Annotated in this window: 4 protein-coding genes; all 4 read left to right on the forward strand. The window is 43.8% G+C overall.

Annotation, left to right across the window (positions count from 1 at the left end):
- Positions 1–6 precede the first annotated feature (6 nt).
- The 4 genes from BJP34_RS08630 (at position 7) to BJP34_RS08645 (ending at position 10,900) form a co-directional block, all read left to right on the forward strand.
- Positions 7–1,020 carry a baseplate J/gp47 family protein gene (locus BJP34_RS08630; protein WP_070391992.1) on the forward strand — a complete coding sequence of 338 codons (1,014 nt, stop codon included), beginning with the start codon at positions 7–9 and terminating at the stop codon, positions 1,018–1,020.
- 6 nt (positions 1,021–1,026) lie between these two features.
- Positions 1,027–1,821, forward strand: a complete 795-nt coding sequence (locus BJP34_RS08635) for a phage tail protein (protein WP_070391993.1) — start codon at positions 1,027–1,029, stop codon at positions 1,819–1,821.
- A gap of 369 nt (positions 1,822–2,190) precedes the next feature.
- The gene (locus tag BJP34_RS08640; RefSeq protein WP_070391994.1) at positions 2,191–5,469 is read left to right on the forward strand and encodes a tail fiber domain-containing protein; all 3,279 of its coding nucleotides are present in this window, start codon (positions 2,191–2,193) and stop codon (positions 5,467–5,469) included.
- Between the two features lie 220 nt (positions 5,470–5,689).
- Positions 5,690–10,900, forward strand: a complete 5,211-nt coding sequence (locus tag BJP34_RS08645; RefSeq protein ID WP_070391995.1) for a hypothetical protein — start codon at positions 5,690–5,692, stop codon at positions 10,898–10,900.
- The last annotated feature ends 5 nt before the right edge of the window (positions 10,901–10,905 follow it).

A 10,905-nucleotide genomic window follows, 5' to 3' on the forward strand; every position in this document is an offset into this window, starting at 1 on the left:
TAACTCATGCCAATAAAATTGCCTAATCTTGATGACCGCACCTATGACGACTTGGTGCAAGAAGCCCTGGGTATGATTCCCAGCTATGCCCCGAAATGGACTAATCACAATCCTTCTGATCCTGGTATTACCGTCATTGAGCTGTTTGCCTACCTTACCGAAATGCTGCTCTATCGGCAAAATCGGGTGACAGAGGCCAATATGCGGATGTTTTTACAACTGCTGAATGGACCAGATTGGCAGCAAACCAAGGATTTACAGACAGAGATTAAAGAGGCAATTACCCAAGTACGCGATCGCTACCGAGCCATCACCTGTGCCGACTTTGTGGAATTAGCCCGAGAAATGAAACCAAATGATGCAGATGATACCGTTGCCAGGGCACACTGTATACCTCGACGTAACCTGGACTCGGAAAATGCCTTAGTCGAAAATACCTTAGTCGAACCTGTGGATCAACCAGGTCATGTTAGTATTGTTATTATCCCCGACAGCAATAATCGTGAAAATAGCCCCCCTCAACCAAGCTCAAGGCTGATTAACGAGGTAAAAAACCACTTAGAAGAACGGCGATTGATTGGCACGGCAATCCATGTAGTTATGCCACGGTACATCACCATTAGCATCAGATTAACCATACACCTCAACCGAGAAGCAGACGTAGCAACCACTAGGACCAACATAAATAACGCACTGGAAAACTTTTTCGATCCCCTACCAAATCCTGACAATCCTCAAGGTTGGCCATTTGGTCGAAATGTTTATGTTTCCGAAGTTTATCAACTACTTGATGAACTAGAAGGTGTGGATTATGTAGAAAAAACCAACCAGGAAGATAAAGAGCAAGACGAAGTATTTTTTCCTCGTCCTGATGCCATAAACAATCAACAACGCCTAGTTAAAACCAACGGACAGCTAAGTGCCATCGAGGTCAAACCAGAAGAACTAGTGTATTTAGATCTTACCGCCAGCGATATAGACATCATATCCCCCTTAGAAACCCTTGATTTCAACGGTTAAAAACCAATGAAAAACTCAGCCCGTTACCCCAGTAAACTGTTAGACTATCTGCCAGAGATTTATCAAAGCGATCCTTTCGTTGGTCAATTTTTACTACCCTTTGAAAATATTCTTTTGGGTCGTGCACATGGGATCAACTTTTGTGAGCAGGGTTTAGAAGAAAATATTGCCCGTATTTCTAATTACTTCCATCCCCAAAAAACACCCCCAGACTTCCTACCCTGGTTATCTAGCTGGGTGGCGTTGAGTCTCAGAGCAGATTTAGATGTCCAAAAACAACGGAAATTTCTGGCCAATACTGTCAGACTGTATCGTTTCCGAGGGACTAAAGACAATTTACAAGAACTGCTAGAATTATTTCTAGAGGACGAGGAAAAAGTCACCATTATCGACGCTTCCAATGCCGAATTTCAAATTGGTGACACCCAACTCCTGGAGCCCGAAAACCCAATTGACCCCGAAGAAATTCCAATTTACCCCGAAGGACTTCCCTCGCGATCGCTCCTGGGTAGAGGCACTTACCTTGGTGGTGGTATCCCCCACTTTTTTATAGTAAGAATCACTCCAGCTCAAGGATTAAACCCAGAGCAACTCAAACGACAAATAGAAATCGCTAATGCCATCATCGAACAGGAAAAACCAGCCCATAGCAAGTACAGACTAGAAATTATTTACACCACGCAGATTGGTGGTACTTTTGATTCTGATTCTGATTCTGAAGAAGTTACGGGTTCCCAGATTGGAATTAATACTATTTTGGGCAATATTACAGAAAATGACGAATCTATCTTAGGAGAGTAAGTATAGCAGAAGTCAGAAGTCAGAAGTCAGAAGTCAGAAGTCAGAAGTCAGAAGTCAGAAGTCAAAAGTCAGAAGTCAAAAGTCAAACTCTTGCGCTTACTTATACCAATCCGTGTAGGAATTGTGAGAATTTTTGTTCCCTGTTCCCTACTCCCTACTCCCTGTTCCCTGTTCCCTGTTCCCTGTTCCCTGTTCCCTTTGGTATAGGTTTGAGACTTTTGTCATGTCCTAACTGCCCTGGCGACTGCTATACCTGGACGACTGTACTAACTTGTGTAAAGTTGCCAAAAGTCCCTCTGCTCCCTGCTCCCTGCTCCCTGCTCCCTATTTCAAAAGTTAATTTTACTTTTTTCCGACTACTTAACGATTATGAAATATATTCAACGTCCCAATTACTTTACTTCCCAGTTTCTATTAGAAAAAGACTTTAACGATGAGCAAACCTACCATCGTGACATGCGCCTGCGTCACAATAGCTTACTCCATGAATGGGGTGTGGTGGAAGGATTAAAAGTAACCAGAGCCGAGCCGAAAAAAATTGCCGTTAGTGAGGGCATGGCCATTGATAAATATGGTCGAGAAATTATTCTTTTACCGGATTGTACAGTACCGGACACGATTAACACGATTAACTTAGATGTAGATGTATTAGAACCCAATACAACTATTGAAATTACCGTCATCTATGATGAAATTAAGGATGATGGTGACGAAGTAGCGGTAGGTAATGATAAAAAATACACTCGCACCTCTGAACGTCCCAAGTTTGTCATTTACGGGAGTAAAACAAGTAAAGACAATCTCCAAGACGGTAATGTAGATTTCAAAACTGGTTTTGCCCCTACCGATGATAATGTGATTCTGTTGGCACAGGTGACCCTAGACAACGGTGAGGTTAGTGCAGTGGATAATTCTGTACGCAAGCTTGCTGGTCCTAAGTTATCTAACCTCGATAACTTAGAGCTAGATGGTACCATTTCCGCCGAAAACTTAAATCTGACCGGAAATTCAACCATCGATGGTGACCTGACAGTGAATGGAAACCTGGAAGTAATAGGGAATGTGATTGCCCGTGATACCGAGCATATTGTTGGGGATGTGTCCTTGGGGGATGCGGATAATCATGAAGTGAAAGTTACAGGGGTAATTCGCTCAGGGCATTCATCTGGAGCCTTGAGGGTGGATGATGGGTTACATACCACTGGTGCTCTGACAGTGGATGGTAATGTTGGTATTGGCAAAAATAATCCTACGGAAAAATTAGAGGTAGCTGGAACTGTTAAAGCCACTAGGTTTGAAGGGGATGGTTCTGGTTTAACTGGTATTGGTGCTGGAAAGTGGTCTGATGGTGGTAGTAACGGTATTTACTATAACAATGGCAATGTAGGTATTGGTACAAATAGCACCTATGCTGAACTCACGGTTAACGGCTCAATCGGATTTGCCAACGGGACAGCCCCCATGATGTACATCCATCAAAGTGGTACAAGCAATGCACCTCGACCAATCATTGCTCATTCCCCACGTTATCGAAACTGGGGAGTTGAATACCGAGATCAGGAAGATATAATGGTTTTTCAAGGAAGCGGACAACCAGTTTTATCAGTTGGTCTTCGTTATAAAAAAGTTGGTATTGGCATTACAAATCCTACGGAAAAATTAGAGGTAGATGGAACTGTTAAAGCCACTAAGTTTGAAGGGGATGGTTCTGGTTTAACTGGTATTAGCGCTGGTGGCACAAAGTGGTCTGATGGTAGTAATAACAGTATTTACTATAACCATGGCAATGTAGGTATTTGTACAAATCGCACCTATGCTGAACTCACGGTTAACGGCTCAATCGGATTTGCCAACGGGACAGCCCCCATGATGTACATCCATCAAAGTGGTAAAAACAATGCACCTCGACCAATCATTGCTCATTCCCCATCTCATCCAAACTGGGGAGTTGAATACCGAGATCACGGAGATCTAATGGTTTTTCAAGGAAGCGGAGAACCCGTTTTATCAGTTGGTCTTGGTTCAAAAAAAGTTGGTATTGGCACCAATAATCCTAGGCAGAAATTAGAGGTAGCTGGAACTGTTAAAGCCACTAGGTTTGAAGGGGATGGTTCTGGTTTAACTGGTATTAGGGCTGGCGCTGAAACCAAGTGGTCTGATGGTAGTAATAACAGTATTTACTATAACCATGGCAATGTAGGTATTGGTACAAATAGCACCTATGCTGAACTCACGGTTAACGGCTCAATCGGATTTGCCAACGGGACAGCCCCGATGATGTACATCCATCAAAGTGGTACAAACAATGCATCTCGACCAATCATTGCTCATTCCCCACGTTATCGAAACTGGGGAGTTGAATACCGAGAGCACGGAGATCTAATGGTTTTTCAAGGAAGCGGAGAACCCGTTTTATCAGTTGGTCTTGGTTATAAAAAAGTTGGTATTGGCATTACAAATCCTACGGAAAAATTAGAGGTAGCTGGAACTGTTAAAGCCACTAGGTTTGTAGGGGATGGTTCTGGTTTAACTGGCATTAGGGCTGGCAGTGAAACCAAGTGGTATGATGGTAGTAATAACAGTATTTACTATAACCATGGCAATGTAGGTATTGGGACAAATAGCACCTATGCTGAACTCACGGTTAACGGCTCAATCGGATTTGCCAACGGGACAGCCCCGATGATGTACATCCATCAAAGTGCTAGAAACAATGCATCTCGACCAATCATTGCTCATTCCCCATCTCATCGAAACTGGGGAGTTGAATACCGAGAGCACGGAGATCTAATAGTTTTTCAAGGAAGCGGAGAACCCGTTTTATCAGTTGGTCTTGGTTCAAAAAAAGTTGGTATTGGCACCAATAATCCTAGGCAGAAATTAGAGGTAGCTGGAACTGTTAAAGCCACTAGGTTTGAAGGGGATGGTTCTGGTTTAACTGGTATTAGTGCTGGTGGCACAAAGTGGTCTGATGGTGGTAGTAACAGGATTTACTATAACGCTGGCAATGTCGGCATTGGCACAAATAATCCTACTCAAAAATTAGAAGTGGCTGGAAGCGTCAAGGCCATTGCTACTAATACGGGCAATAGAACGGCCTATGGAGTTCAAAGCGTTGTAGGAGGCAATCGCAATGGCACTAAATTTGGTTTGTATGCACAAGCAACAGGTGGTACCAGTGGTAGCCGATTTGGTGTCTACGGCAGAGCCGATGCTCATAATAATACCAGTGCAATTGTATACGGTGTCTACGGTCGTGCCAGAGGTGGCAAAACTAGTTATGCTGGCTACTTCGATGGTAATGCAAATGTAACAGGTCATTTAACATATCGCACTATTGGGCAAGTATCCTCACGAGAGTTGAAAGAGAATATTAATACCCTGGCAATAGAAGATGCTATAGAAACCCTGGAAGGACTCAATCCGGTCCAATTCAGCTACAAAAAAGATCACCAAAAAGAAACCCACATTGGATTTATTGCGGAAGATGTGCCGGATTTAGTGGCCAGTCATGATCGGAAAACCCTCAGTCCGATGGATATCGTGGCGGTTTTAACTAAAGTGGTGAAGGAGCAAAACAATACGATTTCCTTGCTAATGGAGAAGGTACAAACTTTGGAACAGAAAACTCAATCTAGCGCTTTTTAGCCTAATCAGCTAAACAGAATTTTTTACTTCTTCCCTATTCCCTGCTCCCTGCTCCCTGCTCCCTGCTCCCTGCTCCCTGCTCCCTGCTCCCTATTCCCTGTTCCCTATTCCCTATTCCCTATTCCCTGTTCCCTGCTCCCTGTTCCCTATTCCCTATTCCCTGCTCCCTAAAACCAATAATTTTTACCAGACCCAATTTCAAACTACTATAATAACCATAATGAAAAATATTCAACGTCCCAATTACTTTACTTCCCAGTTTCTAGTAGAAGAAGATTTTAAGGATGAGCAAGCCTACCATCGTGACATGCGCCTGCGTCACAATCGTTTACTCCATGAATGGGGTGTGGTGGAAGGATTAGAAGTAACTAAAGCCGGGGATAAAAAAATTGCCGTTAGTAAGGGTATGGCCATTGATAAAGATGGTCAAGAAATTATTGTTTTACCAAATTGTACAGTACCGGACACGATTAACACGATTAACTTAGATGGATTACCACTCAAGACAACTATTGAAATTACCGTCATGTATCGGGAAATTAAGGACAAGGGTTACCGAGTAGGTAGCGAGATCAAATACACTCGCACCACTGAACGTCCCAAGTTTGTCATTTACGGGAGTAACACAAGTCAAGACAATCTCCAAGACGGTAATGTAGATTTAAAAAATGCGGATAGTGACCCTAGGGATGATAAAGAGATTCTGTTGGCACGGGTGACCCTAGACAACAACGGTAAGGTTAGTGCAGTGGATAATTCTGTACGCAAGCTTGCTGGTGCTAAGTTATCTACTGCAGATGCTTTTCGAGTCAGATACGACTACAATTTCTTTGGGGCTAATCAAGATGCTTTAGTGATTGAACAAAGAGATCTTAATCACCCTAATCCTGATGGAGGGATTGCTTTTGTTAATACGGGTAACGATGGAGTTGTAGAAACTGCCCTTGTTATTAAAGGAAACAGCAATGTAGGTATTGGGACAAATAATCCTAGTGAAAAATTAGAGGTGGCTGGAACTGTTAAGGCCACCAACTTAAACCTGACAGGAGACTCAACCATCGATGGTTCCCTAACCGTTGCTGGAAACCTGGAAGTACAGGGGGATGTGATTGCCCGTGATACCGAGCATATGCCTGGGAATGTGTCCTTGGGGAATGGTGATAATGATCAAGTGATAATTGCAGGGGTAATTCGCTCAGAGCATTCATCTGGGGCGCTGAGGGTGGATGATGCGTTACATACCACTGGTGCTCTGACAGTGGATGGCAATGTCGGTATTGGCACAACCTCTATTCATAATCCTCAGGATTGGAACAAAGTTTTAGACATCTTAGGTTCACAGCATGCTCGGTTAAATGTCAGGTCTGGTGGTGGGGTAGTAACCAGTGTTTTTAGTCATGATAGTTGGAATGGAGCCAGAGGCGTAATTGGAACGGAATCGAACCACCCATTGACCTTTGCTACTAACTATCAACACCGTATGACGATTGACCCCAATGGCAATGTGGGTATTGGGACAACTAATCCACAATCCCTTTTGCAAGTTGGAGATGGATTAGGAGGTGGTAATCGCCCCTGGATGACAACAGGACTACAAGTTGCTTGGGATAGTGACAATGTATTTCTAGGATTGAAAGATGAAGGGGCAGATCGCAAAGATTCTGTACTGGCATGGGGAGATAATACCAATGATGTATTCAGATTCATTTTTGCGGCTGAAGGCGGTGCTGCAGATGATCAAGAAATAATGAGGTTACAGCCAAACGGCAATGTCGGCATTGGCACAAATAATCCTAGTGAAAAATTAGAGGTGGCTGGAACTGTCAAAGCCACTAAATTTCAGGGGGCAGGAAATTCAACCATCGATGGTTCCCTGACAGTGAATGGTTTGCTGGAAGTAAAAGGGAATGTGTCCTTGGGGGATGCGGATAATGATGAAGTGACAATTGCAGGGGTAATTCGCTCAGGGCATTCATCTGGGGCGCTGAGGGTGGATGATGCTTTGCATACCACTGGTCCTCTGACAGTGGATGGGAATCTCAGTGTTAGGGATGCGATCGCTACTGCTCAATTAAGTGTGACCGATCGGGTAACAGGTTCCCTTACCATAGAAAATAACTTAACGGTGGGTGCTGTGCTGGCTAGCACTTTAGAAGTATCTGGGGCTTTAAAATTAGCGACTACAGGAACTCAGATTTTTCATAGTACTAATGAATCCGGTACACCTACTGGAGATGGTTTTCGACTCAGGTACGACAACAATTTCTTTGGGACTAGTCAAGATGCTTTAGTGATTGAAAAAACCGATGGGAATAACCCTAACCCTGATGGAGGAATTGCTTTTGTTAATACGGGTAACGATGGAGTTGAAGAAACTGCCCTTGTTATTAAAGGAAATGGTAATGTAGGCATTGGGACAACCAATCCTAGTGAAAAATTAGAGGTGGCTGGAACTGTTAAAGCCACTAGGTTTGAGGGGGATGATTCTGCTTTTGGTTCCCTGACAGTGGATGGCAATGTAGGCATTGGCACAACCTCTATTCATAATCCTCAGGATTGGAACAAAGTTTTAGACATCTTAGGTTCACAGCATGCTCGGTTAAATGTCAGGTCTGGTGGTGGGGTAGTAACCAGTGTTTTTAGTCATGATGATTGGAATGGAGCCAGAGGCGTAATTGGAACGGAATCGAACCACCCATTAACCTTTGCTACTAACTATCAACACCGTATGACGATTGACCCCAATGGCAATGTGGGTATTGGGACAACTAATCCACAATCCCTTTTGCAAGTTGGAGTAGGAGGTATTAGTGCCCCCCGCCCCTGGATGACAAGAGGACTACAAGTTGCTTGGGATACTGACCATCTATTTCTAGGATTGAAAGATCAAGGGGCAGATCGCAAAGATTCTGTACTGGCATGGGGAGATAATACCAATGATGCATTCAGATTCATTTTTGCGGCGAGCGGTGGTGCTGCAGATGGTCAAGAAATAATGAGGTTACAGCCAAACGGCAATGTCGGTATTGGCACAAATAATCCTAGTCAAAAATTAGAGGTGGCTGGAACTGTTAAGGCCACTAAATTTGAGGGGGCAGGAGACTCAACCATCGATGGTTCCCTGACAGTGAATGGTTTGCTGGAAGTAAAAGGGAATGTGTCCTTGGGGGATGCAGATAATGATGAAGTGAAAGTTACAGGGGTAATTCGCTCAGGGCATTCATCTGGGGCACTGAGGGTGGATGATGCTTTACATACCACTGGTGCTCTGACAGTGGATGGTAATGTCGGTATTGGGACAACCAATCCTAGTGAAAAATTAGAGGTGGCTGGAACTGTCAAGGCCACTAACTTTGAAGGGGATGGTTCGGCTTTAACTGGTATTAGTGCTGGAAAGTGGTCTGATGGTGGTAGTAACAAGATTTACTATAATGCTGGCAATGTCGGCATTGGGACAAATAATCCTATTGAAAAATTAGAGGTGGATGGAGCTGTTAAGGCAAAGTCGCTGACTATCGAAGACAACCTCACTGTCAATGGCAAGATTACAACCTCTGGCATGATTAGGGGGTCATCAATGCCGCCTAATCTAATCAGAAATTCCTACATGAATATACTCGATGGCAACAAGCCTGCTGGGTACACCACCCTTGGGAATGTTACTTTAGAAGCAGCTCACCCTTTCACGAAAGGGTTTGAAGGACCTTATGTAGGAGAAAAACCAGCCAATGCTGCCGATAGTGTAGATGATGCAACCGAAGAAAATCCCTATTGGTTTGGCAGAACTAACAAAGGTGCGCGAATAAAAAGAGGTGGTTTAGCTGATGGTTGGGCTAGTTTTCCTGACGGTAAGATTTTGAAAATTACTGGGGATAATTCAGGACAACATACCATGATACTTTTTCCCTTTGAGTCCCGAGGTAATTTTTTAACCAAAAAGTACGTACATCTCAAAGCTTGGCTCAAGATTTCTTCCGGTAAACAAGTGGGATTTGGCGAACTTGCTGGGTGGGGTAACGGAAAGCCTAATAGTGGATTGATAATTACCAAGGAACAAAGTGATAATGCTCCAGATGGTTGGTATCGAGTAGATGGCATAATTTCCACATCTGAGGTAACGAGGTTGGGTGGTCAGAGTTTTTCTATGGGTATAGTGGGTGACGAGGCTGACGGCTCTTTTGAAGTATATCTAGCCTTACCATACCTGGCCAATTTAGATAATGATAGCTGGCTTCCTAGTGTTTCTGATCTGCTTTCGCGGGATGGGTTAACAGTTCATCCTACTTCTGGTAATGTTGGGATTGGGACAACAAATCCTAGTACAAAATTAGAGGTAGATGGAACTGTCCAAGCCACTAGGTTTGAAGGGGATGGTTCTGGTTTAACTGGTATTAGCGCTGGTGGCACCAAGTGGTCTGATGGTAGTAGTAACAGGATTTACTATAATGCTGGCAATGTTGGCATTGGGACAAATAATCCTAGTGAAAAATTAGAGGTGGCTGGAACTGTCAAGGCCACTAACTTTGAAGGGGATGGTTCGGCTTTAACTGGTATTAGTGCTGGAAAGTGGTCTGATGGTAGTAGTAACAAGATTTACTATAATGCTGGCAATGTCGGCATTGGGACAACAAATCCACAATCCCTTTTGCAAGTTGGAGATGGATTAGGAGGTGGTAATCGCCCCTGGATGACAACAGGACTACAAGTTGCTTGGAATAGTGACAATGTATTTCTAGGATTGAAAGATGAAGGGGCAGATCGCAAAGATTCTGTACTGGCATGGGGAGATAATACCAATGATGTATTCAGATTCATTTTTGCGGCGAGCGGTGGTGCTGCAGATGGTCAAGAAATAATGAGGTTACAGCCAAACGGCAACGTTGGCATTGGCACAACCAATCCTAGTCAAAAATTAGAGGTGGCTGGAACTGTTAAGGCCACTAAATTTGAAGGGGATGGTTCTGTAGGTAATGCCGAATTAGCTAATAACTCCGTGACCAATGCCAAAATTGCCAATGATGCGGTCAACGCTGCCAAGATTCAAAACGGTTCTGTCGGTAATGCGAAATTAGCCGATAACTCCGTGACCAATCAAAAAATTGCTGATAAATCGGTGACCAATGCCAAAATTGCTGATAACAGTATTAGTATGGATAAACTTGATGCTGTGACTAGGAATCAACTGGATAACGCTTCTGAGGTTCAAAGTCTACAAGGGCAAATCACAAATCTACAAGAGCGAATCCTAGTTATAGAACGGCAATTAGGTATAGTTATTTCTGACCCTGATCCTAACCCTGATCCTGGCTCTGGTTCTGGCCCTGGTCCTCGCCCTGGTCCTGGCTCTGGTTCTGGCCCTGGTCCTCGCCCTGGTCCTGACATAGAGATTCGTGAGAAAGACTCCTCGACAGACCCTGAGCAAGAAACGTAAAGGTA

Source organism: Moorena producens PAL-8-15-08-1 (assembly GCF_001767235.1).
GTDB lineage: Bacteria > Cyanobacteriota > Cyanobacteriia > Cyanobacteriales > Coleofasciculaceae > Moorena > Moorena producens_A.